This is a genomic window from Haladaptatus sp. R4 (assembly GCF_001625445.1).
GTDB lineage: Archaea > Halobacteriota > Halobacteria > Halobacteriales > Haladaptataceae > Haladaptatus.
The window spans coordinates 76,516-100,282 of record NZ_LWHG01000001.1 but is presented as its reverse complement, the minus strand read 5'-3'; the positions used below and the strand labels follow the sequence as shown (position 1 = coordinate 100,282).

Annotated in this window: 24 protein-coding genes, 2 pseudogenes and 1 riboswitch; of the genes and pseudogenes, 16 read left to right on the top strand and 10 right to left on the bottom strand. The window is 61.9% G+C overall.

The features are described 5' to 3' along the window. Positions 1-33: 33 nt before the first annotated feature. Positions 34-345, bottom strand: a pseudogene (locus A4G99_RS29305) (universal stress protein); the annotation flags it as partial. A gap of 262 nt (positions 346-607) precedes the next feature. Continuing rightward, the gene (locus A4G99_RS00530) at positions 608-1,057 is read right to left on the bottom strand and encodes a hotdog fold thioesterase (RefSeq protein WP_066138017.1); all 450 of its coding nucleotides are present in this window, start codon (positions 1,055-1,057) and stop codon (positions 608-610) included. A gap of 51 nt (positions 1,058-1,108) precedes the next feature. Between A4G99_RS00530 and A4G99_RS00525 the strand changes: the two genes are divergently transcribed. Both A4G99_RS00525 and A4G99_RS00520 read left to right on the top strand, forming a co-directional pair. After that, a complete protein-coding gene (locus tag A4G99_RS00525; protein ID WP_066138146.1) occupies positions 1,109-1,570 on the top strand; it encodes a MaoC/PaaZ C-terminal domain-containing protein in 462 nt (153 codons plus the stop codon). Between the two features lie 111 nt (positions 1,571-1,681). After that, positions 1,682-2,878, top strand: a complete 1,197-nt coding sequence (locus A4G99_RS00520; protein ID WP_066138014.1) for an SLC13 family permease — start codon at positions 1,682-1,684, stop codon at positions 2,876-2,878. 21 nt (positions 2,879-2,899) lie between these two features. Here A4G99_RS00520 and A4G99_RS00515 read toward each other — a convergent pair whose 3' ends face one another. Continuing rightward, positions 2,900-3,727, bottom strand: a complete 828-nt coding sequence (locus A4G99_RS00515) for a M99 family carboxypeptidase catalytic domain-containing protein (RefSeq protein WP_082837644.1) — start codon at positions 3,725-3,727, stop codon at positions 2,900-2,902. 173 nt (positions 3,728-3,900) lie between these two features. Beyond that, positions 3,901-5,916 (bottom strand): hypothetical protein, encoded by a 2,016-nt coding sequence (locus A4G99_RS00510; protein ID WP_223301513.1) that lies wholly within the window; start codon positions 5,914-5,916, stop codon positions 3,901-3,903. Positions 5,917-6,083: 167 nt separating this feature from the next. Here A4G99_RS00510 and A4G99_RS00505 point away from each other — a divergent pair, with 167 nt between their 5' ends. The 11 genes from A4G99_RS00505 (at position 6,084) to A4G99_RS00460 (ending at position 13,739) form a co-directional block, all read left to right on the top strand. Beyond that, positions 6,084-6,959: an amidohydrolase family protein gene (locus tag A4G99_RS00505; RefSeq protein ID WP_066138010.1), complete on the top strand. Its 876-nt coding sequence runs from the start codon at positions 6,084-6,086 to the stop codon at positions 6,957-6,959. Between the two features lie 79 nt (positions 6,960-7,038). Continuing rightward, positions 7,039-7,311, top strand: coding sequence for a hypothetical protein (locus A4G99_RS00500; RefSeq protein ID WP_066138003.1), 273 nt, complete (start codon positions 7,039-7,041; stop codon positions 7,309-7,311). Between the two features lie 79 nt (positions 7,312-7,390). After that, positions 7,391-8,182, top strand: a complete 792-nt coding sequence (locus tag A4G99_RS00495; protein ID WP_082837643.1) for a GNAT family N-acetyltransferase — start codon at positions 7,391-7,393, stop codon at positions 8,180-8,182. Continuing rightward, complete coding sequence (locus A4G99_RS24145) at positions 8,095-8,502, top strand: hypothetical protein (protein WP_150122993.1); 408 nt, start codon at positions 8,095-8,097, stop codon at positions 8,500-8,502. Before A4G99_RS00495 ends, A4G99_RS24145 begins: the two co-directional genes overlap by 88 nt. A gap of 64 nt (positions 8,503-8,566) precedes the next feature. Then, positions 8,567-9,490 (top strand): TylF/MycF/NovP-related O-methyltransferase, encoded by a 924-nt coding sequence (locus A4G99_RS00490; RefSeq protein WP_066138002.1) that lies wholly within the window; start codon positions 8,567-8,569, stop codon positions 9,488-9,490. A 34-nt stretch (positions 9,491-9,524) separates the two neighbouring features. Further along, the gene (locus tag A4G99_RS00485; RefSeq protein WP_066138001.1) at positions 9,525-9,740 is read left to right on the top strand and encodes a DUF4177 domain-containing protein; all 216 of its coding nucleotides are present in this window, start codon (positions 9,525-9,527) and stop codon (positions 9,738-9,740) included. Continuing rightward, a complete protein-coding gene (locus tag A4G99_RS00480) occupies positions 9,733-10,761 on the top strand; it encodes a hypothetical protein (protein ID WP_066138140.1) in 1,029 nt (342 codons plus the stop codon). The genes A4G99_RS00485 and A4G99_RS00480 overlap by 8 nt, the downstream gene beginning before the upstream one ends. Further along, entirely contained in the window at positions 10,758-11,180 is a 423-nt protein-coding gene (locus A4G99_RS00475) for a twin-arginine translocation signal domain-containing protein (protein ID WP_066138000.1), read from the top strand. Before A4G99_RS00480 ends, A4G99_RS00475 begins: the two co-directional genes overlap by 4 nt. Positions 11,181-11,240: 60 nt before the next feature. Next, a complete protein-coding gene (locus tag A4G99_RS00470) occupies positions 11,241-12,614 on the top strand; it encodes a dihydrolipoyl dehydrogenase (protein WP_066137997.1) in 1,374 nt (457 codons plus the stop codon). 244 nt (positions 12,615-12,858) lie between these two features. Further along, positions 12,859-13,047: a hypothetical protein gene (locus A4G99_RS00465; RefSeq protein ID WP_150122992.1), complete on the top strand. Its 189-nt coding sequence runs from the start codon at positions 12,859-12,861 to the stop codon at positions 13,045-13,047. Between the two features lie 56 nt (positions 13,048-13,103). Further along, the gene (locus A4G99_RS00460; RefSeq protein ID WP_066137990.1) at positions 13,104-13,739 is read left to right on the top strand and encodes a helix-turn-helix domain-containing protein; all 636 of its coding nucleotides are present in this window, start codon (positions 13,104-13,106) and stop codon (positions 13,737-13,739) included. Between the two features lie 6 nt (positions 13,740-13,745). Here A4G99_RS00460 and A4G99_RS00455 read toward each other — a convergent pair whose 3' ends face one another. Then, positions 13,746-13,988, bottom strand: a complete 243-nt coding sequence (locus A4G99_RS00455; protein WP_223301512.1) for a hypothetical protein — start codon at positions 13,986-13,988, stop codon at positions 13,746-13,748. 157 nt (positions 13,989-14,145) lie between these two features. Then, entirely contained in the window at positions 14,146-14,817 is a 672-nt protein-coding gene (locus A4G99_RS00450; RefSeq protein ID WP_066137985.1) for a hypothetical protein, read from the bottom strand. 150 nt (positions 14,818-14,967) lie between these two features. Here A4G99_RS00450 and A4G99_RS00445 point away from each other — a divergent pair, with 150 nt between their 5' ends. After that, on the top strand, positions 14,968-15,477 hold the full coding sequence (locus tag A4G99_RS00445; RefSeq protein ID WP_066137983.1) for an NUDIX hydrolase: 510 nt from the start codon (positions 14,968-14,970) through the stop codon (positions 15,475-15,477). Between the two features lie 66 nt (positions 15,478-15,543). Here the strand turns inward: A4G99_RS00445 and A4G99_RS00440 are convergent, their stop codons facing one another. The 3 genes from A4G99_RS00440 to A4G99_RS00430 all read right to left on the bottom strand — a co-directional run bounded on the left by A4G99_RS00440 (position 15,544) and on the right by A4G99_RS00430 (position 19,310). Further along, complete coding sequence (locus A4G99_RS00440; protein ID WP_066137982.1) at positions 15,544-16,467, bottom strand: manganese-dependent inorganic pyrophosphatase; 924 nt, start codon at positions 16,465-16,467, stop codon at positions 15,544-15,546. Between the two features lie 118 nt (positions 16,468-16,585). After that, positions 16,586-18,016, bottom strand: a complete 1,431-nt coding sequence (locus A4G99_RS00435; protein ID WP_066137979.1) for a hypothetical protein — start codon at positions 18,014-18,016, stop codon at positions 16,586-16,588. A 136-nt stretch (positions 18,017-18,152) separates the two neighbouring features. Beyond that, positions 18,153-18,217: riboswitch (Fluoride riboswitch) on the bottom strand. Positions 18,218-18,323: 106 nt separating this feature from the next. Continuing rightward, positions 18,324-19,310 (bottom strand): alpha/beta hydrolase, encoded by a 987-nt coding sequence (locus A4G99_RS00430; RefSeq protein ID WP_150122991.1) that lies wholly within the window; start codon positions 19,308-19,310, stop codon positions 18,324-18,326. A gap of 186 nt (positions 19,311-19,496) precedes the next feature. On the opposite strand from A4G99_RS00430, the pseudogene sod reads away from it, so the two are divergent. Further along, positions 19,497-20,098 (top strand): annotated as a pseudogene (sod, locus tag A4G99_RS00425) (superoxide dismutase). Positions 20,099-20,236: 138 nt separating this feature from the next. Here the strand turns inward: sod and A4G99_RS00420 are convergent. Beyond that, the gene (locus A4G99_RS00420) at positions 20,237-20,905 is read right to left on the bottom strand and encodes a helix-turn-helix domain-containing protein (RefSeq protein WP_066137975.1); all 669 of its coding nucleotides are present in this window, start codon (positions 20,903-20,905) and stop codon (positions 20,237-20,239) included. Between the two features lie 99 nt (positions 20,906-21,004). Between A4G99_RS00420 and A4G99_RS00415 the strand changes: the two genes are divergently transcribed. Continuing rightward, positions 21,005-23,749, top strand: coding sequence for a PEP/pyruvate-binding domain-containing protein (locus A4G99_RS00415; RefSeq protein ID WP_082837640.1), 2,745 nt, complete (start codon positions 21,005-21,007; stop codon positions 23,747-23,749). The last annotated feature ends 18 nt before the right edge of the window (positions 23,750-23,767 follow it).

Below are 23,767 nucleotides of genomic sequence, written 5' to 3'. Positions count from 1 at the left end.
GGCCGAGAACTCCGCGCACACGTTCCGTGCGATGACCGGAACGGTCCGTCCGACGCGGGCCGCCGCCCGGGTCCGTACTTCGGACGACGAATCCACCACCGTTCGAAGCCTGTTTTGGGCCACCTTGCGCCGTTCGTCGAGCACTTTCTCCGCGAGGCCGAGCGGGGTTCCGGACGACCGGACGGCAACGTTGACGAGGACCAGCGTCCCACCGCGAGCGTCTGCGAGCGCCGCCGCGAACGAAATCGCCCGTTCGTCGTCCGCTCCGTCGGACAACACGACGACGTTCCGCCGCGATGGCCGCCCGCCGGTCGCCGCGTACAGTAACGATGGAGCCCACGGCATGGGACTCGTGTTCATATCACACGCGATTTGCTGAAACCGTATAAATCACACTATTATCTCCGTGAGTTATGAATTTAAGAATAGATCGGCGATTAAATCTTCATTTTCGACAGATGAACGTTTCGAATGGAGTCACATCCAACGATTTTCGAACGAAATGTACTCTCGATTGTATTCTTAGCTGAGTGGTGAAAATTCAAACGAATTTTTCAATAAGCACGATCCACTGACGGGTTAGCGGGGGGTGCGGTACGGGAAACGATCAGGGTTTGTACACTCGGCCACGGAATATCGCGACTTCCGCCAGTCCGTCGTCGTCCGCCGTTTCCGTGTCCTCCCCCTCGTTCCCGTCCGATCCGTCTTTCTCTACACCGACATCGACTCTGTACGTCCCCGTGCGCCGCGTCTCGTCCTCGCGCTCGGCGATTGCGACGAGCGTGTCACCGACGTCCGCCGCCGCGAGGTACGAGATGTTCGTCTCCAACGCGAGCGCCGTCTCGCCGTCGGAATTGGACGCGGCGGCGAACGCCGCGTCCGCGAGCGAGTACACCAGGCCGCCGTGGGGCGTCCCGTGGAAGTTGAGCAGTTCGTCTCGAATCTCGAGTTCGGTTCGGGCGTGGCCCGATTCCAGCGCCGTGAGTTCGATTCCGAGGGTTTCACAGAACGGGTCGCTCGCGATTCTCTCGCGCCTGTCGTCCGGAACGTTCGCCATACACCGATTCAGTGCAATAATTACTTATATTCTTGCCGAGTGGATTTCGACATGCCTTACAGCTACGAACCGCACCACTTCGAGGACTTCGAAGAGGGCCAAACGTTCGAAAGCGTCGGCCGAACCGTCACCGAGTACGACTTCGTTCAGCACTCGGCCTTCACGGGCGACTGGACGGAACTCCACACCAACAAGGAGTACGCCGAGGACGAATACTTCGGCGAGCGCGTCGCCCACGGCCCGATGACGTTTTCGCTGGCCACCGGGTTCGTCTACCGCTGTGGCTTCCTCGAACGCACCGTCCTCGCGTTCCTCGGCATGAACTACATGGACATCCCCGCCCCCGTCAAGATGGACGACACCATCTCGCTCGACATGGAAGTCACCGAAACCAAGGAACTGTCCAGCCGTGACGACGCCGGTCTCGTCACCATCGACACCACGATGACGAACCAGGAGGACACCGTCGTCTTCGAGGGCGACATGAAGTTCCTCATCAAGACGCGGGACTGACTCGAATCGCCACGAATCGACGAAAGTCACACTGTATATTTCGGTCGAGGGTCGAAACGCGACCCTCATCCTGTCCGAACATCCTTTATTTCCCCGAGTGAACAACCGGACATGGCTTCCGACGCGCTCGTGATCGCCGTCGTCCTCGTGACGTTCGGCCTGCTGTTCTTCAATCAGATCCGCGTCTACCCCCTCAGCCGGTCGTTGACGAGCGCGACGGGTGCAGTCGTCGTCCTCGCCATCGGGGCCATTTCCCCCGACGAGGCGCTGGCGAGCGTGGACACGAGCACCCTACTCCTGCTGTTCGGCATGCTCGCGCACGTCGAAGCGCTCTCGCTGAGCGGCTTTTACGGGTGGGCAGGGTCGTATCTCGTGGACTACACCGGGACGGCCCGACGGTTGACCGTCGGGACGCTCGTGCTCGCGGCCGTCCTCAGTACGTTCGCGCTCAACGACGCGACGGTGCTCCTGCTGACGCCGATTCTCGTGAAGGTGGTCCGGAACGCCGACGTCGACCCGATTCCGCCGCTCATCGCCGTCGTCCTCGGCGCGAACATCGGGAGCGTGGCGACGCCGCTCGGCAACCCGCAGAACGCCTACATCCTGAACCGCAGCGGTCTGACGTCGGTCGAATTCGTCACCCATCTCGCACCCGTCGCGTTCGTCTGCCTGTTCGTCGCGGCGCTCGTCCTCGTCCCGATAACGACGTCCGGAGTTCCGCTTCCCGAGGTTCCCGTCCCCGATATCGACGAGGAGTGGGCGCTGTCGAGCCTCGCGTTCCTCCTCGCAACGTTCGTACTCCTCATCCTGTTTCCCGACGCTGACCCCGGAATCATCGCGGCATCGATGGGTATCCTCCACATCTCGTGGCTCCAGTTGTTCCGGCGGGTTCCGGGCGAGGACGTGCTCCACGGGATGGATTGGAGCATCATCGTGCTGTTCGTCGGCATCTTCATCCTCGTCGGGAGTCTGGAGCAAACCTCGCTCATGAGCGTCGTCGGCGGATTCGGCGCGGGATGGCGGTTCGCCGGACTCACGTTCGTCCTCTCGAACCTCATCAGCAACGTCCCGGCCGTCGTCCTGCTCTCGTCGGGCGTGTCGGGGGACGCGGGGTGGTTAGTTCTCTCGGCGGTCAGCACCCTCGCCGGAAACGCGACACCTATCGCCAGCGCAGCCACGCTCATCGTCCTCCAGCAGGCCGCCCGACGCGGCGTGGACATCTCCATCGTTCGGCTACTGTCGGTCGGACTCCCGGTTTCCATTCTCACGAGCGCGATTGCGGTCTTCCTGCTGCACGCCGGAGTATGAAACGGCGGGCGAAGAAGTCGATCAGCTTTCGTAGGTTCGGTCGATACCGTGACGACCCAACAGATGGTGAACGATGTTGAGCTCCCAGTTCCTGCGGGTTGCGAGGGAAGTTTCGTATCGGGTGCTCTCGACGATGAACCCGGGCACGCCGAGATCCGCATCGGTCTTATGAACGAGGTACGGTCGCGTCCCGTCGATGGTGTTCCCGCGCTGGAACCGATAATAGTCGGGGAACGAATCGTCGACATGATAGCGATTCATGTACTCCGCCGTTGCGATCGCGTCCTCGCTCGCTCCCGGAGCGGTCGTCGGATAGATGGCTTGCCCGACGCCATCTGGGCCAACGTCCTCGCGATAGATTCCCTGTGAGCTGTGGAGGTTGATCACGATGTCGGGATCGTACGACGCGATGACGCCCCAAATCGCCCGTGCGAGCGGCGTCGTCGGTGTTTCTCCGGGTGGGAACTTCCGGTTTAAGTTCCCGTTGTCGTTGAGATAGGTGTCACGTTGGATGGCGACCGGGTTCGCTCGTGGAATCGTAACGAGCGTTCCACGGTTGATCGACCACGTTTTGATGCCGCCCGCCGCTTGATAGCCAGCGGGTTCGTTACCTTGAATCCCACCGACGACTACGGCGACCGGTCCTTCTGTTTGAGTATCAGTGATGTACACATCGGTTTCGTCCGGCGTCCCCTCGCGGATAGTATACGTCGTACGAATCGCCTCGCGAGCCGCACTTTCAGTAGCGAGTGCAGTGGAAGTCCCTGCGACGACAAGACCGGTCCGGCGTAAAAACGAGCGGCGCGTTCGAGATGGTGCGGCGACATCGTTCGACTCTTTTCCAACCATAAGAAGGCATATTAATTTCGCCGTTAAAACTTATTCGATTAAGCTAGAAGAATTTTAATATAGACATATGGTTAAATGGTGTACAACTGGTTTGTGGGTTATGAAGAATGTGAGAACAAATTTCGACTCGTTCGGAAACAGCCCTCGTGGCCGGGACGCCCGTCGTTCCCCGTTTACCGTAACGTCACGTCGTCGAAGACGACCCGCTGCCCGCAGTCGAGATACGCGTCGTAGCCGATGCCGCCGGAGGACCACGTCGCGTCGCTTCCCACGACGTGCGCGATGCGGTTACCGTCGGCGTCCCGGAGCGTCGCCATGTGGTTTCCGTCCTCGCTCCAGTCCACGACGAGTTCGTACCACGTCTTTTGTGAGAGGGTGTAGCCCCCCGAATTCGAATCGAGTCGGTGCGTCGTCCCGTTCTCGTACCGGAAGAGAATGAGGTCGGCGTTGGCGATGTCCACGCGGACGAAATACCGATTTTCGTCGTTTTGGACGCCGTACGAGAGGTTTACGTCCGTTGCGCCACCATCACCGCGAAGCCAGTAACTGACGGTGTCGCCCGCCGCGGGATACGCCGGAAGTCCGTCCGTGCTCGCCATCTCCGTGACCGTGTCCCCGACCGAGAGCGCGCCGCCCCTGCTTCGAGTCGGCGAGGAAACGACGCCCGCCCCGGATTCGCCCCGGTCGAACGAATACGCCGAGAGGGTGCCGTCGTCGAACCGATCGATCGCCGTGTTCAGGTCGTCCGGACACGACGGGTGGGCACACCGGGTGGTGCCGACCGAGTTGTTCTTTCGTATCACGTCGTTGGAGTGGTCGAGGACGACGGCGTCCCCGGTCACGTCGAACGAACTCCCCTTCACCCTGCTTCCGTCGCAGTACTGCAGGAGAACGCCGTCCCGGTCGTTGCCGGTCTGTTTCACACAGCAAGACCAGAAGACGGAGTTCGGTCGTCCGAAGGCACGAAGTGCGGCGCTGCCCGGATTCCCGCCTCCCGTGTGGTCGGCGTCGCCTTTCACCTCGACGCCGGAACAGACGACCGGTGCGGGCGTGGATTCCGGCTTCACGGCGTACATCGCCGCCGTGTCGTCCGTGCGGATTCGAATCCTCGTGTCCCGAATCTCGGTCGTCCCGCTTCCGGCGACGACGATACCCCCGTCGCTCGCCGCGTCGGCGACCTGCACCACGTCGCAGTTCTCGACCGTCGCGTCGTCGGCGAACAGCCAGATGCCGCGCATGTTCGTCGGGAAATCCGGGTCCGAATGGGGTTCGTTGACGACGACGCAGCAATCCCGAACCGTGCCGCCCGACCCGGCGAGGCGGACGTTCGCGATGTTGTTGTTCTTGTACAGTCCGCCGTTCACCGTCACCGTCCCGGTGCTCTTTTTCGACTCGTAGAGGCCGTTGTTCGGGAAGCCCTCGATCCAACAGTCCCTGCATTCGAGGCTCCCTTTCGTGTACTGGTGGACGAAGAGGCCGACCGCACCGCTGCCGTCGGGTGCGCCGTCGGGAGCGTGGAGTCCGTCGATGAGTCCCGACCCGTCCTCGGTGAAGATGCCGAAGATGAACGGGCCCTTCGAGCCGTCGTGGACGCCGCGATGGCGCACGTCCCGCACCAACAGGCCGTCGTCCACGTTGATCTGCATCCGCGGCGCTTCGGGCGCGTTTCCGACCTCGTGGCGGAGGCCTTCGTACTGGATGTTGGACGACCCGCTCCCGCCGAGCGAGAGCCACGACGCACCGGAACTCGACGTGACGTCGTCCGACGTGTCGAGGACGATGGTCGCGCCGGATTCGACGCCGACCATCCCGAAGTCGTGGAGTCCGTTCCCGTAGTCGAACGTATACTCGGTGACGCGGAAGGTTCCCTGCGGGAACTCCAACTTCGTGTTGCTCTCCAAGTGGTTACCCAAAATGTCGTCTATCGGCTCTTCCCCCGTCGGGTCCATTCCGAGGTCGTCCACGACATCGTAGGTGGTGTCGTACTGGAACTCGTCGGCGGTCACGGTCTGGTCGGTTAGGTCGAATGAATCCGTCTCCGCGTCGTTCGGCGTGGTAATCGGGGTGGCTAGCCCGGTGAACGCACCGGCCGCGGCCAGCGACCCGGTCGCGGCTTTGAGGTACGTCCGACGGCGGAACGTCGCGGTTCGTTCGCTGGGTGTGTCAGGTGTCTCAGGATTCTCGGACATCTTCAACAGAAAGGGAAGAATAATCCATAAAATCAGTTCGTGATTCTATTACTAAAAATATCAATCATCATCAGTAGTGACATAGCTACGTCCGTTGCTCTTCGGTTCGATCCGACGGTTAGCTCCGTGTCGTCCATCTTTTTCACCTCTCCGGCGAATTCTCAGGTATGACGCTCGACGTACTCGCCGAGGAGGACGAGCCACGGATCATCGACACGCACGCCCACCAACCGACGAAGGAGTTCCTGGAGGACGCGGGCGGGAAGATGATGGAGGACGCGGCGAACAAGTTCGGCGCGAAGATGGAAACGGATACCTACGACTCGCTGGTCGAGGAGTACCACGAGGCGGGCATCGGGAGAACGATCCTGCTCGGATGGGACGCCGAGACGAACACCGGCAACCCGCCGGTGCCGAACGACTACGTCGCCGAAATCCGCGACGAGTACGACGACTTCTTCATCGGCTTCGGTAGCGTTGACCCGCTGAAAGACGACTGCGTGGAGGAAGCCCACCGGGTCGTCGAGGACCTCGACCTCTCCGGGTTCAAGTTCCAGCAGATCGCACAGGGCTTCGACCCGAGCGACCCCGAACACGAGGAACTGTTCTCGACCATCGAGGACCTCGGCGTGCCCTGCGTCTTCCACGGCGGCAACTCGACGCTCGGCGCGGGTGCACCCGGTGGCCGCGGACTCAAGATCAAGTACGGGAACCCGATGATGATAGACGACCTCGCCGCGGAACACCCCGACCTGCAAATCCTCCTCGCCCACCCCGCTTTCCCGTGGGAGAAAGAGCAACTCGCCATCTGCCAGCAGAAGGGTAACGTCTACATGGACCTGTCGGGATGGCTCCCGAAGTACATCGACGACCAAGTGCTCCACTACGCGAAGACGCTGTTGCAGGACAAGGTGATGTTCGGGACCGATTACCCGATGATTCGACCGCAGAAGTGGTTGGACCAATTCGAGGAGTTGGACTTCCCCGACGATGTCCAGCGCAAAATCCTCTGGGAGAACGCGGAGGAGTTCCTGGACCTCTGAGCGGGGGGCGTCATACTCTCCGCAAGCGGCCGATTTCAGGCGACGTATAACAAAGACGGTTCGACCATTACGTGCCGTAATGATCGAAGACGGTGTGGTATTCGAACTGGAAGCCCCTCCTCTCACCGAACTCCCCTCTCCCCGGACGAAACTGGTGTACCTCTATCTGTTCGTTGTCGGCCGCGCGACTGTCGAGACGATACACGATGCGCTGGGGATCGGATATTTGGAACTCTACAGTTCCCTGCGCATCCTCCGGGAACGTGATCTGGTTCGCAACGGGAGGAACGGATTTTCCCCTCGAAACCGAGCCGATTTCGATAGCGGTTCCATCGGCGAGCAACTTCCGTGATGGACGGTAACGGAACCCAGTCGAACGTTCTTCCTCCACATAACTATGTACGGAACGAGGGAACCCAGTTCGTAAGCCGATGTCCGTACTAAACCGAGCCGAAGACGAGTACGTCGTTCGTTGGTACGAGCCGAGCGACCTGTCCGGGTTCCTCTCGCTCGACCGGGCCGTCTTCCATCGGCGCCGGACCGAGGCGTGGTTCCGGTGGAAATACATGGACAATCCATACGTCGATCACGTTCCGGTGTTGGTCGTGGAGAAGGACGGCGAAATCGTCGGTGCCCGACCGTTCCTCGCGTTTCGCATGCGCGTCGGTTTCGGGACCGTTCTCGCGCTGCAACCGGCGGATACGATGGTCCACCCGGACCACCGTCGGCAGGGGCTGTTCACGCGGATGACCAGCCACGCCATCGACCACTACAGTGACGGCGAACCGGCGTTCTTCTTCAACTTCCCGAATCAGCGTTCCCGACCCGGGTACCTCAAACTCGGGTGGCAAATCGTCGGCGACCGCGAGACGTACCACCGGATTCAGAACCCGACCGCATTTTTGGGCGACGAGGACGGGGTCGGCTCGGGGGTTCTCGACTACGTTCTCCCGCTCACGAACGACGTTCACGGCCTGTATCGCTCCGCGGTGGGAGATTCCGAGGCGTTTTCCATCACCCGTCGTTCGGGGGTCGAAGCCGGAGTCCTCGCCGACTTGTACGCGACGAACCCGCCCGAGGCGATTCACGCCCTCCGCGACGAGACGTTCTACCGGTGGCGATTTTCGAGCCCCGAATGGGAACGGACCACGTACGTCGCGTCGATTCCGGCGACCGGGTCGCCGGAATCGTGGTTCGAAAGCGGACGACGTCGGACGGCGTAACAGTGGTTCAACTCGCGGATGTGGTGCCATTGGTCGGCGGCGACTCGCGGGACAACGCGTTCGTGGCGCTACTCGACCGAATCGTCCGCGACTGCGGCGACGCGGACATCGTGTCGGTCACGAACGGGACGATTCCACCGGAGGTACTGATTCGGTTCGGGTTCGTCGGCGACGCGGGACCACCCCTCTCGTGGCTCTCCGACTTCGACTGCCGCCTCGTCGCACTGCCGCTCGATGACGACGGATGGAGTGTGGGGGGAACCCGTCTCGGGCTGCGGTCGAACTGGCACATCTCGTTCGCCGAGCGGGATACCGCGTAGGAACCCCTTACCGATGGCTCGGAAGGACCATAACAAACTTCCAGACGATACACACGGGAGTTATATGGAACGAAACGTTCGAAGCGTGGTTGGATCGGTCGCTCGACTGTACCGATTCGCCCTCCTGGTGGCGAGCATGCCGGTCGTCCTCGCCGAGTACTTTCGACCCGAAACCGGAGCGGAGTACGGGGTCGGATTCTTGGACAAAGTCGTCTTGGCCGCGAGGATGGCGCGGAACAACGTCGAGATACAGACCGGTTCGACGTTTCTGGAACATCTCGTCATCGCCACGAAAGTACTGACGATACCGCCCGACGTGGACGGGAGTCTGATCGAGTGTGGCTGTTACAAAGGTGGCAGTACGGCCAACCTCTCGCTCGTCGCCGGACTCTGTGACCGACCGCTGGAGGTGTTCGACTCCTTCGAGGGAATGCCGGAACCGAACGAAAACGACCGGGAGCACACGCTGATCAAATCCGAGCAGGTCCACACGTACGACGAGGACTCGTGGGGCGCGCCGATAGAGGAGGTACAGGAGAACATCGCACGCTACGGGGACATCTCCGTCTGCCGGTTTCATCCCGGCTACTTCGACCGCTCGATGCCCTCCTTCGAGGAACCGTGTGCGCTCGTCTTTCTCGACGTCGGACTGCGGGAATCGGCCGAGACCTGCCTCGAACACCTCTGGCCGCTGTTGGTGTCGGGGGGCTACTGTTTCACACACGACGTGAAGCACATGGAGATATCGACCCTGTTTTTCGATGGGGATTGGTGGCGGGAGACGCTCGACACGGAACCGCCGGGACTGGTCGGTGCGGGAAGCGGCCTCGGTCTGCATCCCGAACACAACGGGTTCGGAAGCCTGCTCGGCTACATCGTCAAGGACCCGACGGCCTCGATGTACGAACTGGTCGCTGAAGACGGGGAAGACGAGAATTGTGTCGAAATAATCCGAAAACGAGACGAGGAGACCGGGCCACAACAATGATTCTCGTTCGACTTGACCGGGTAATAGAGAGTGAATGCGACACGGAAATGAACGGGAGTGGGAGTACCACACCATCAGGCCGCCGAGGGGGAGTACGAAGAAGGAATCCATCGACCCCATCAACGACCTGAACGAACTCGGTGAAGACGGCTGGGAGTTGGTGACGACGATCGAGTACGTCGGCGGGGGGACGAAGTATCTCGTCTTCAAGCGACCGGCGAGGAGGGGTGACGACGACGGAGATGAATGAGAAAGACGACACCGACAACGAAATCAGCACCGCCAACACGATGCGCGAGCGGGCGGGCGAGAGTCGAATCAAACTCTGGCTCGCCCTCGGAGCACGACGGCTCGTCATCACGGGGTCGATGGCGGTGCTCTTTTTTATCGCCTTCGTCCTCGCCGGGACGTTTCTGTATCCGCCGCTGAAATCCGCAATCGCGACGTCGGACACCATCGAGACGATGTTCTCGACCCTGCTCGGCGCGAACATCACCGCGACGACGCTCGTCGTCACCATCACCCAGTTGGTCATCTCGCAGGAGAACGGACCGCTCGGCGATCAACGGGGACGGATGAGCGACGCCATGGACTTCCGAGGCTTCGTCAGCGAGATGATCGGCCACACGACGCCCTCGGACCCGTCGAAGTTCCTTCAGGAGATACTGGACACGACCGAACGTCGGGCGAACGAGCTTCGGGACGCGGTCAGCGAGGACGGGAACAACGACCTGCTCGACGAACTCGACGAGTTCATCGACAGCCTCACGGGGAACGCCGACACGGTCAAAGAGCAACTCGACGGCGCGAAGTTCGGTACCTTCGACGTGCTGTTCGCGGCGCTCAACTTCAACTATTCGTGGAAGATCTTCCACGTCGAGCGGATGCGCGACGAGTACGGGGACGACCTCTCGGACGACCAACACCGGAAGTTCGAGCAGTTGAAGACCTCGCTGTCGATGTTCGGCCCGGCGCGCGAACACATCAAGACGCTCTACTTCCAGTGGGCGCTCATCGACCTCTCGCAGTTAATCCTGTACGCCGCGATTCCGGCGCTGTTCGTTGCGGGAGCGATGCTCGCCTTCGTCGGGAGCGGGACGTTCACCGGCACGACCCTCGGATTTTCGGATATCCTGTTGGTCGTCGCCGGGGCGTTCACGGTGTCGCTCATCCCGTTCATGCTGCTGGTCTCCTACATCCTCCGTATCGCCACGGTCGCAAAACGGACGCTGGCCATCGGGCCGCTCATCTTGAGGGATTCACAGCGATGACGGGGAACGACGCGGGCGAATCGAAAAATCGGCGTTCACGTCGAACGTTCCTCGGTGCCGTCGCCGCGGCCGGACTCGTCGGGACGAGCGGTTGCGTGACGCTCGACCCGAAAGCACACGTTTCGGGGTCGAAGGAATCGAAGATATTCGAGAAGGTCTCGGTCAGCGAACCGTGGGCCAGTGGTCGGGTGAGCGCCAGCGTGAGTCTCACCCCTGCGGCGACGACGGAGTACGGCGTTCGGGAACTCACGGTCATCAGTTCGAGCGGGAGCGAGTTCGACACCGGTACCGTCCAGAGCGGACAAACCTCGAAAACGGTGTTCGTCCCGGTCGGAAAATCCACCCTCTCGGCCGTCGATTACGACGGAAAAACGGTCGATTCGGTGACAGTGACCGTCGGCGGGAACAAGATTCTGTAGCGTTTCGTCGGTGCGGAAGTTCTTGATTACCCCCGCCGTAAGAGGTTCGAGGTGAACGAAATGGATGACTACGACATCGTCGTCATCGGCGGGGGAACCGGAAACAAAGTCGCGCTCGCCGCCGCGGACCGGGGGGAAAGCGTGGCACTGATCGAACGCGGCCCGCTCGGCGGGACGTGTGTCAATCGTGGCTGTAACCCGTCGAAGACGCTTATCCACCGCGCGGACGTGGCGGAGACGGTCAGACACGCCGGAGAGTTCGGTATCGACGCCGACCTCGACCGTATCGACTTCCCACGAATCGTCCACGAAGTGACGGAGATGATCGACGGAAAATCGGACGAGTTGAGACGCGCAATCGAGGAGCGCGAGACCATCACGCTGTATCGGGACGAGGCCAAATTCGTCGGCGAGCGGACCCTCCGCGTCGGCGACGAGGAAATCCGGGGGGAGAAAGTCGTGGTCGCCGTGGGAGCGCGTCCCGCGATTCCACCCATCGACGGACTGGACGACGTGGATTACCTCACGAGTACGGACGCACTCCGTCTCGACAGGCGGCCCGACCGACTGGTCGTCATCGGCGGCGGTTACATCGCCGCCGAACTCGGATACTTCTACGAAGCCCTCGGCACGGCCGTCACCATCATCGGTCGGAGCGACGTGCTCGTTCCGTCCGAAGACCGCGAGGTGGCGGAGACGTTCACCGAAATCGCCCGCCGTCGCCACACGGTTCACGTCGGCTACGAGGCGACAGCGGTCACGCAGGCGGACGGACGGGTGACGGTCACCGCGACGTCGGACGACGGGGAACCCATCGCGGTCACCGCCGACGAGTTGCTCGTGGCGACAGGCCGCCGTCCGAACACGGACCGTCTCGCCCCCGAGAAGGCCGGTATCGACCTCGACGACCGCGGCTACGTCGAGACGGACGAGTACCTTGAGACGAGCGCCGAAAACGTCTGGGCGCATGGAGACTGCATCCGACCCTACCACTTCAAACACGCCGCCGACCACGAGGCCAAGTACGTCGTCAAAAACGCCCTCGATGGAAAAGGCGAAGCGGTCGATTACGCTGGCATCGGTCACGCCATCTTCACCTCGCCGCAAGTTGCGGGTACGGGGAAAACGGAGGAGGAGTTGGATGAGGCTGGACAAGAGTACGCCGTCGGGCGGTGTGCCTACCGCGATACGGTGATGGGGAACGCGCTCAGGGACCGGGACGGCTTCGTCAAGGTACTCGCCGCGCCGGACGGGGAGATTCTGGGCTGTCACATCGTCGGGCCGGACGCCTCGACGCTGATTCACGAAGTCCTCCTCGCGTTGGCGAGCGGTTCGGGAACCGTGGACGACGTGACCGGAACGATTCACATCCACCCGGCGTTGAGCAAGGTCGTGCTGAAAGCGTTCAGGGACGTGGATTTCGGTGGGGAATAAGTTCCGTCGGAATTGACTACTCCTTCGGAACGCCAGTCGCTCGGTAGCGATTCGAGGAGAGTCGTTCGTCGTCCACGAACATGTTCGAGTGAAATGGGATGGGAGTGCTCGTCCTCGCTTCGAGTATGAAACCACGTTTCGACGAAGTCTCGGCGCTCCCCGTCGGGACAGTCGTACTTTCATCCGGTGCGCACTCGATAGGGGATTTTATTGTAATTCAGACAACATCACCGCCATGGACATCATGGGAAAATCATTTCAGAGCCGAATTTCCTCCGTTCTGGCGGTCGTCGTCGGTATCCTCGCGTACGATTACGTCGCCAACTCCGCGTACAGTTGGCTCGACATCGTCATCATCGCCGTCATAGTCTTCGTCATGCAGATCCTGCTCGATTTCGCAATCGCCAAACGCGCGTCTGGCGGGGACGACTAACTCAGCTATGTGTGAGGACGACCAACTCAGCAGTAGACAGCAGACGAGACCAAACCATGCCCAAAGCCCGCGTGAAGTTCAAACCGCCCGGAACCCGGCCGTTCGACCTGTTCGGGTTCACGGCCGACCACCCTGACGACGAGTTCCGAATCCTGAGTAACTACCCGACGGAGGAAGGGTTGTACGTGATTTTGGAGGCGACGATGACGAACCCGGACGCCGTCGTCGACCTCTTCGAACGAAGTCCCATGTCCTACGAGGTGCTCCACGCCGACGAGCACACGGCGCTGATTCAGTACCTCCTGCCGTTCGTCCCGCCGCCGCTCCGTGCGGTCTTTTCGTCGGGAAACCTACCGCAGTTCCCGCTCCTCGTGCAGGACGGGTGGATACTCACGGACTTGACGACGACACAGGGTCGGCTGTCGGACTTCAGGGACGAGTTGGAAGCCACCGGCTTTGCCTTCGAAGTCGTCTCGGTCATACAATCGACGGACCCGACTGACCTGCTGACGGACCGGCAACGGCGGTTCATGGCCGAAGCGCTCGAACAGGGGTACTATGACACCCCACGTGACTGTTCGCTCACCGACCTCGCCGCCGCGCTGGACGTGAGCAAATCGACGGCGAGCGTCGTGCTTCACCGTGCGGAGGAGACGGTCGTCAAGGAGTTCTTCGCCGAATCGGCCGATTGAACGGGTTCACGAGGTATCCCGCTGGGCGATTGTTCGTGTCTGCCCGGCGGGTTCGGCCACCGTCTTCTGGGGCGTTGGTTGCGTACACTCTTCCTCGCTACCGAATCGGATCGATGTTCCGAGAACGTTCGACGACTCCCGTTCCTCGATATCTATCGAATCGAGGACTCGGTCGCCGAGCGTCTCTGGGAGGGCAGATACGTCGTACGCCTCGTTGATCGACTGGGCGTCGAGGGTACGGCGGACCACACTTCCATCTCGGAACTTGTATGAGACCAGCCAGATGGACATGTGAGTTCGATACTCTCTTCCACAACCCTCGGTGAAAGCTTTGTGGTGAAAATCCGCAAATAATGTGATAATATTTGGTCAGAAGGCACCGGAACCAAACCCGGATCGACAGACTTCAGCGGATTCGACCGGGTGAAAGTCGACGGAGACGGCGGTAGGATCCCACCTTACGATAGCGCCGATACTGGATCAGGATGCCCGACCCGACGAGGAGCAACCAGAGCACTTCGTTGGACCCGAGCGTCGTCCACACGTCGGCGTGGAAGACGGGCAGGACGTCGCCCCACTGGCGAGCGAGTTCCTGGAGGATTGTCGCGCCGAGGAGACTCGTCACGACCGTCAGGAACGGGAGGTAGAACTGCCAGACGAGGATACCCACGACGGCGGCGACGAACAGCGATCCGAGGACCGGGTCGACTGCTCCGGTAAGCAGCGGAACCGAGAGACCACCCAGTTCACCACTGCCGTTGAACGACGAGTAGGCGACCGACGCGGCGGCGATAACGCAGACGCCGACGATGGCGAACCGCTGTGCGGAGCGGGCCAAACGACTACCGATGTACCCGCCGATGAGGACGCCGACCAGCGAAACGAGCAACATGTCGTGTGGAGCGACGCCGAATCCGGGGGCGAGCGTTCGTGCGGCGAAACTACCGAACAGGGCACCGCCGAGGCCGCCGACGAGCGACGTGAGTTGCGTCACGAAGGAGTAGCCGAAGTACGTGAACGCGAGACCCACGACGACCGCCAGCGCCACGGCGAGGGTCGTGAAGGAATCGAGGACCATCTGTGTTCGTGTTACTCTGGTTCTCCGTTCCGTTAAATGGATCGGTGAACTATCAGCTGAAACGTGATTGAGTTAATGAACGATTCGTCCGATGCTCATCGGGACCGTCGTACACAAAGCGTTCATACTGACCGACAGATCTCGTGAAACATGGACGAATACATCGAACGACTCCTCGAAGCCGACGGAGTCCGGTTCGAGACCGAACTCCGAGCGGTGGATGCCGACGAGTTGGCAATCGTCGAATCGAGGAACCGACTCCGCGGCGGCGTCGCCGTTGCAGTCACGAACGGTGACGGAGAACTGCTCCAGGTTCACAACGGATGGATGGACGGCTACGGTTTCCCGGGCGGCGGGGTCGAACCCGACGAGGAGTGGGAGGACGCCGCCGTGCGGGAAGTCGAAGAGGAAACCGGCGTCCAAATCGAACTCGATCGTCCGTGGTTGGTACTCTGGGGAGAGTACGAACACGAAGGGGAACGATACGACGGGGAGTACACCGTGTTCTACCGCGCAACCGCGGCCGACGATGGAACCGTCGCCGACGAACTCGGGATCGAGGGGGAAACGATCGAGGACGCCGCGTGGTTCGACGCGATGCCGGATGAGGCGTTCCAACCGGACCGTATCAGCGACGTGCTCGACGGGAGCGAACGCTGATCGGCGTGGCAACGCGGAGATTCACGAAATAATGAACGAGGGGTGTCGAAACCCCCTACCGACGAATCAGTTGAACGCGTCTTCGAGCGGCGGGACGACCTGCTTTTTGCGGGACATCACGCCGGGCAGGAACGCTTCGCGGTCCGAGAACGTCGCGTCCAGTCCCGCTTCGACGGTGTCCACATCGTCTCCGGCGATCAGCGCTGTGGAGTCCTCCTCCAGAAGGTCCGTGACGAGCAATAGGAACACGGTGTACTCCCGCTCCGCGGTCACGTCGTCCATCGCGGCGAGCACTTCCTCGCGCTGTTCCAGCACCACGTCCGGTTCGACCGTTTCGACCTGTCCGATACCGACCAGTTCCGAGCCGAACTCGAACTCCTTGAAGTCGCCCACCACCATCTCGCGTGGGCTTTTCTCGCCGAGTTGGCTCTTCCGCTGGAGCAGTTCCTTTCCGTACTCCTCGTAATCCACGCCCGCGATGTCCGCGAGTCGGTCGGCGACGACCCGATCCCGCTCGGTCGTCGTCGGGGATCGAAGAACCACGGTGTCGCTCAACAGTCCGCTGAGGAGGAGACCGGCCGTCTGGGAATCGATCTCCACGTCCGCCTCGTCGTACAGTTCCGTGAGGATGGTAGCGGTGGAGCCGACCGGTTCCGTTCGGAAGAAGATCGGACCGCTGGTTTTCACGTCGCCGATCCGATGGTGGTCCACGACTTCGACGACCTCAGCGTCGCGCGCTCCGGAGACGGTCTGACTGTACTCGTTGTGATCGACGAGGATCAATTGCTCCCCCTCCGCGTCTTCGAGGAGGGTCGGACTCTCGACGTCCCAGCGTTCTAGGACGAACTGGGTTTCGGGGTTCAGTTCACCGGCGCGTGCGGCTATCGCGTCCGTTCCTTGTGCCTGTTTCAACCCTGCGTAGGCGAGTGCAGAGCAGATCGTGTCGGTGTCTGGCTGTTGGTGACCGATGACGTAGGTCGATTCTGGCATATGGGTACATCGTTTCCCCAGTTGTATGAACGCTATTATCCTGGCGAGCCAAACGCTGGATCAAGTGACGTAATAAACACACATGCTATCGATGATGGCATCGCGGTCCCGAGTGAACTCACCGTTCACCGTTCGGAGCGTCGTCCGGGGGTAACGGCGTATATCTGCCCGAAAACCGCGCGATTGCGCGAAGCCACGCACGCTGTTCGGTACCCTTTCTTTCCGGGCGCACATCCCACGCTTGCTTGCGTTGTGCCTCCCGAAGCTCCCACTGGAGACGGGCCACTTTCGCCGCTTCGTCCGACCGGAGCAACGCCGCACTTTCGGGGGCCGGATTCCGTGCGAGCGCGTAACTACAGTGGTTCAGGCACAGTCCGTAGCCGTCCTCGAAGGCTCGCCGAAATCGGGGCTGTTCGAGCAACGCGAGGAGCAGTTCGACGGCACGGTCCCGTGCCGTCTCCATGCGGTCACAGACCGGACACCGAATCGGCCGCCGTATCGCTTCACGCGCTCGCGTCGTCCCATCATCGCGCAGACGAGGGACGAACCGTCGCAACGAGTCCACGTGAGCAAGTGTGGCGGATACGTCCTCCCGTGACTCGGGGTCATCATCGAGGAGTCGCATCGCCCGGGTGAGTCTGCTGGCGACCGGGTCCGACGCGGCGTCGGCGATGGCCATCGCGAGGTCTGTATCGCCGTACCGGACGCATCCCCAGACGTGTTCGCGACACGTCGGGAGCACGTCGTGTAGTTGGTCGCCGTCGCAATCGGCGTGTAGCAACCACGCGAGCCAGGTTTGCCACGCGCGACTGACTTCGAGACAGACCGGACACCCATCCCCCGAATCGAGCAAGGCTGTGAAGTCACCGACGGGGTCCCGAGTCCCGTTCGGGTCCACGTCCGGGGGCGGAAGCGCGGACGGGTGGATGTCGTGGCCGACCGTGAGTTGGAGCGCCGTTTCGAGTTCGGAGGGGAGGCTGGAATCGGTCGCCGTCGTCGGATTTTCCCGCATCGAGCGAACCGTCTCGCGAACGTCGTGGAACTGTCGCCGCTGAACGGGCAGGAGGGTGTGAAAGAGCGACGGCGAGACCGTCGCTGCCAGCGAGCGAAAGTGGGGAAAGCAGGCGATACCGGGGTCGCCGTACTCCGCCGCGCTGGTTTCGAGTCCGTGTGCGAGAAACGACACCGTCCGGTCCCCGGCGCGCTCGAACGAAGCACATGCTGGACAGGTCGCGAGTGACGACCACGTCGTCCGGTCGATTTCACCCGCTTCGAACCGTGAGAGGGTTCGTCGGCTGACGACTTCGTGAGCGGACGTCATCGGCGACCTGCTCCGTGAGGAGTCGGCGAGAGATTCACCGTGATCGACACAGAAGCCGAGCGAGTTCGTGAGCGCGTCGAGCAGTTCTCGTTGGTGGTATCGCTCCGCGATGAACCAGAATCGAAACTCCGCCTCGTGGTTTCGGAGGTGATCACAAACCGGGCATCCGTCGTGCGTGAGCGCCCGAAGGAGTTGACGCTCGCTGACCGTCGATGCTCGTTCTCCCACGGCTACTCACCGCCGTGAAACCGCGCATCCGACGAACGCCGTCGTTGATACTCCGTGCGGTGTGGCGTTCGGGATGGTACTCGCCAATCGATTCGACGACGATCCGCGTATGAAACTGGCATCATGATTTTGAACGACCTTCGCAGGGATCGTCAGCCAGTTTCGTGGCGGTTGAAGGAGGACCCCATCTCCCGCGATAGCGTCTCACTAGTGGGTTGCGAGGATCATAAGGAGTTCGACGGGATGAGTCACGTGGCCCCCGAAATCAGCTGATTCGCGTCGAATCGTTTCGGGGGTCGCCGTGGTCTCAGTCGAACGCGTCGCGGAGCGCTTTCCCGGCCCGCTGACGGACGTCCTTCGCCGCTTCGACGCCCGGAAACGGGTCGGCGAGGCGACGCATGTTGGCGAAGTCGTGAATCATGCCGTCGTAGTTGGTGTGATCGACGGAGACGCCGGCGTCGGACAGCGCCTCGGCGTAGGCGTACCCCTCGTCGCGGAGCGGGCCGTATCCGCAGGTGAATATGGTCGTCGGTGGCAGTTCCGAGAGAACCCGTTCCGTGGCGCGGAGTGGAGATGCACGCGGGTTCGCACCGTCGATGTCGTCCCGGAGGTAGTGGTTCCAGAACCACACCATCCCTCTCGCGGTCAGGAAGTAGCCGTCGGCGTTCTCCTCGTACGATTTCGTGTCGAAGGAGTGGTCGGTGACGGGATAGAACAACACCTGGTGCTCGATTTCGGGCGCATCGACTCCGTTCTCGACGGCCATCTGTGCGACGACGGTCGCCAAGTTGCCGCCCGCGCTCTCACCGACGACGGCTATCCCCTCGCCCGCTCCGATTTCGTCGGCGTTGTCGGCGGTCCATTTCGTCGCGAGATACGCGTCCTCGACGGCACCCGGGAAAGGGTGTTCCGGGCCGCATCGGTAGTCCACGGAGACGACGACGCAGTTCCCCTCGTTCGCGAGCGACCGCGCGACGCCGTCGTGGGTGTCGAGGTCACCGGCGACCCAGCCACCGCCGTGGAAGTAGACGGCCGCGGGAAGCGACTCGTCGGGAGCGGGGTCGTAGATTCGCACGCGGATGTCCCGGGCGTACGCCGGAATCTTTCGTTCGTCCACCGATTCGACCGACTCCGGCTCGACGTCGGGGGTGAACAGTCCACCGAGCAGTGCGCGGGCCTGTTCGGGCGAGAGCTGAGTCAAGTCGGGTGCACCCTCCTCGACCAGCGTGTCGAGAAGCGCCTGTGCATCGGAATCGAGTTCTTGAGCGCGTCGCTCTACAGTTGTGGTACTCATCGAATGCCGTATGCTACCGATGTGCATAATCCCGTTGGCCAGCCAACAGGAATGTTCTATTTCGGACCGGTTCGGAACGGTACTTTCGATATCGTCGCCGTCGCCACAATCGACAGATATCCTACTTGAATTCGTTACAGGAAATCCTCATACTACCACTGTACGTACCCGGATATGGAGATACAGATGAGCGATTACGAACTACCACCGCTCCCGTACGACTACGACGCACTCGAACCGCACATTTCCGAACAGGTGCTCACGTGGCACCACGACACCCATCATCAGGGCTACGTCAACGGCTGGAACAGCGCCGAGGAAACGCTCGCGGAGAACCGCGAATCCGACGACTTCTCGTCGTCCGCAGGTGCCATCCGGAACGTCACGCACAACGGCAGCGGACACGTCCTGCACGACCTGTTCTGGCAATCGATGAGTCCCGAGGGTGGCGACGCGCCCGAGGGCACGCTCGCCGACCGCATCGAGGAGGACTTCGGTTCCTACGATGCGTGGAAGGGCGAGTTCGAGGCCGCCGCGTCCGCCGCGGGTGGCTGGGCCCTCCTCGTTTACGACTCGTTCAGCAACCAACTACGAAACATCGTCGTGGACAAACACGACCAGGGCGCACTCTGGGGTAGCCACCCGATTCTCGCACTCGACGTGTGGGAGCACTCCTACTACTACGACTACGGTCCGGACGCGGCGACTTCATCGGCAACTTCTTCGAAGTCGTCGATTGGGAGGAACCCGCCGACCGCTACGAGCAGGCCGTCGAACTGTTCGAATAATACCGCTACGACGGATATCCCCAAACTACGGTAGGCATTCTCGCCGCCGACCACTTCCGTCGAAGTAGACGGCGGCGAAACGGGATTTTTGGGAGAAGCCGTCCGTTCGAACACGAATCGGACGGGACTCCCACCGTCTCAGCGTTCGAACTCCGACTGGAGAACGGCAGTAACGAGTTTTATTTCCGCTTTTTGGAGGTGCTCCGAAGCCGTGTTCGGCGCACAGTCGAGGCGAGCGGCCACGTCCTCGTGTGTCGCGCGCCGCGGTTGTTCGTAGTATCCGAGGTCGAACGCAGCCAGAAGCGCCTCCCGTTGTCGGTCGCTGAGCCCGGAGAGTGGCGTTTCGCGGCTTCTATCGAACTCCCCAATCGCGCTGATTTCGAGCGCGATTTCCGCCGGAAATTCGTCGACCGCACGCTGAAGAACGGCCGCGCTCCCTACGATTCGAGCGTGGACCCGTCCGTCGCGGTAGAGTAGCGGCTTTGCGACCACCAACCCCTCCCGCGAGATGGTTCCGACGAGTCCCTGCAACAGCGGAACGACGGTGGGTTCGAGCACGGCGAGGAGCGTAAATCTCCGCTCGGAAATCCGCGCCGTATCGACCGACCGCATACCGAGGACGTCGGCCGCTTCGTCCCGAAATCGCTCACGCTCACCGTCGACTTCCAACAGGGCGGTGACGGCGTCGTTGGAGAGGTTCCAGTCGTACAGGCGCGCTTCGTCCACGAACGACGACCGTGCGAGCAAATCGAAGATTTCCGGCGTTCGTTCCGGGTCCGGTGTGCCGGTGAGCCGAGCGTACTTCATACGGGACGCTATTCGCGATCACTTATATACTAGCCGACTATACACGGGAGAACGGTTTACAATTCATGACGCCAACAATCACTCAGATGTCCGATAACGGTGTCCGTCGAGGCGCGATTCGACGCGGAGTCCGTTGTCGATCCAACGAACGAGAAAACCAATGGACCACTCACAAGCGGATTCCGACAGCGCAGTGTTCACCCTCCCGTTCGACGACGGGACGCAATCGACGCCTCCGTAACGGGGGGGAAGGGTGCAAACCTCGCACGGCTCGTGGACGCGGGAATCGACGTCCCGGCGGGATTCTGCGTGACGACGGACGCGTATCGATCCCTCGTAACCGCCCCGGAAACTCGCCGAGCGATCGAAGCCGTGGACGAACTCGACCCGACGGACGCGGACCGTATCGCCGAGTTGAGCGCGACGATACGGGAACGGATTCGAGAAGCGGAGTTCCCCACCGACGTCCGAAAAGCCCTCGACGATTCGCTGGTGAAGCTCGACGTGGAGACCGTGTCCGTTCGGTCGAGTGCGACCGCGGAAGACCTCCCGACCGCGTCGTTCGCCGGTCAGCACGAGACCTATCTCAACGTCTCCCCCGAGGCCGTTCTCGACAGGGTTCGAGATTGCATGGCGAGCCTGTACACCGACAGAGTGGTGACGTATCGGCTTCGAAACGACGTTCCGAGTTCGGGCGTCGCACTGGCGGTCGTCGTCCAAGCGATGGTCGATGCGGACACGGCGGGGGTCGTCTTCACTGCGGACCCGATCACCGAGAACAGGACCGTCGCCTCCATCGAAGCGAACTACGGTCTCGGCGAATCCATCGTCGCCGGGGAGGTGTCCGCCGACACGATTCGCGCCGACCGGAGCGATGGCACCGTCCTGTCGTACGACATCGGCGAGAAGTCGGTTCGGGTGCGGTCCGGAAACGAAGGCGGCATCGAACGGGAGACCGTTTCCGACGACTCCCGAGGACGACGCGCACTCTCGCCGGAACAAGTTCATCGACTCGTGGAAAAGGGAGAGAAAATCGAGGAACTGTTCGGCGGTCCGCAGGACATCGAGTGGGCGTTCCGAGACGGCGAGTTGTTCGTCCTCCAGTCCCGTCCCATCACGTCCCTGTTTCCGCTCGTCTCGCCTCAACCTGAGGACGACCTGCTCCACGTCTACATGAGTTTCGGACACCAGCAGGCCATGCCGGAGGCGCTCCCGCCGCTCGTCGTCGATTTCTGGCGGTCGTTCATCGACGGCGGGGTCGAACGCTTTCGACCACCTGAAGCGGGCGGTCTCTCCGCCGAGGCCGGAAATCGGGTGTACGTCGATTTGACGCCGCTCGTTCGACTCGCGCCGCTCCGCGGGCGGATACCCGACGCGTTGTCGTTCCTCAGCGAACCGGCGTCCGACGGCCTCCGGGAGGTTCTACGGAAGCGGGAGGACGACATTCCGGAACGCGGCGTCGGAGCGGGATGGGTGAGAATACTCCGAGCGATTCGACGTGGGAAACCGTCGCTTCGCCCCATCGTGTCGCAAGCGCTGTCCGAGTTCGTGCACTCGCTCGTGTTCGGCGTTCCAGACCTCGACGAACTGTGGACGTGGAGCGATTCGTGGGGAACGGAACGGGCGAGCGAACTCCGCTCGCCGCAAACGACGGACGGACGGGTTCGAGCGACCTTCGAGGAGGTCGATATCGTCGCCTTCCTGAGGTATATCGCACCGAAAGGGGCGGCCGCCCTTCCGGGCGTCCTCGCGGGACGGTTGCTCGGGAGAACCTTCCCCGACGCCACGGACGAACTGGACGCCATCGGAAAGGGATTCGAGGACGAAGTCGTCACGCGAATGAACGTCGAACTCGGGGAGTTGGCGACGCTCGCCGGGAACGCCTCGGAGGTGAAGACGGCGCTCGATTCGGGCGCGTCGCTGGACGAAATCGAAACCCTCCGAGGAGGCGAGGAGTTCGTGGAGACGTTCGATTCGTTTATCGACCGATTCGGCCACCGGGCAACGGGTGAAATCGACCTGCGTCGGCCGCGGTGGCGCGACGACCCGTCGGTGCTCCTCTCGACGATTCGGAACAACGTCGGCGAGGAACGCGGAAGTCGGGAACATCTGGCGGAACTGCAACGTCGCGCGGCGACCGCCCAACGCCGACTGGAAGCACGAGCGAACCACGGACCACTGGGGCCACTTCGAAAACTCGCCGTCCGTCACCTGATTCGAAGCTACCGGAAGGCGATGCCGTTCCGAGAGTTCCCGAAACACGGGATGGCCCGCGTGTTCGCCGCGGTTCACGAGATTTGTTCGGAGGCGGGGGAGACGCTGGCGGAATGCGGGAGCCTCGAACGCCCGAACGACGTCTGGTTCCTTCGACGCCACGAACTCCTCGCCATGTTGGACGGCGTCCCGCTCGACGTGGACGTCGAATCGCGGCGACGGACCCACGAACGATACACGACGATGACAGCACCGCCGTTGCTGACCAACGAGGGCGAACAGCCGACGGCCGCGCGAAATCGGAATGTCACCGAGGGGACGCTCGTCGGAACGGCCGTCTCCGCGGGCGTAGTCGAAGGGACGGCCCGCGTCGTCCGCGACCCATCCGAGGGAAGCCTCGAACCGGGCGAAATCCTCGTCGCGCCGTCCACCGACCCGGGTTGGACGCCGCTCTTCCTGAACGCGGCGGGACTCGTCATGGAAGTCGGCGGACGGATGACGCACGGCGCGCTCGTCGCTCGGGAGTACGGAATTCCGGCGGTCGCCTCCGTCACGAACGCGACGGCGGAGATTCACACCGGCGACCGGATTCGCGTCGATGGGAAAAACGGCACCGTCGAGCGGTTGTGAAATTCGACTACGAAGGGA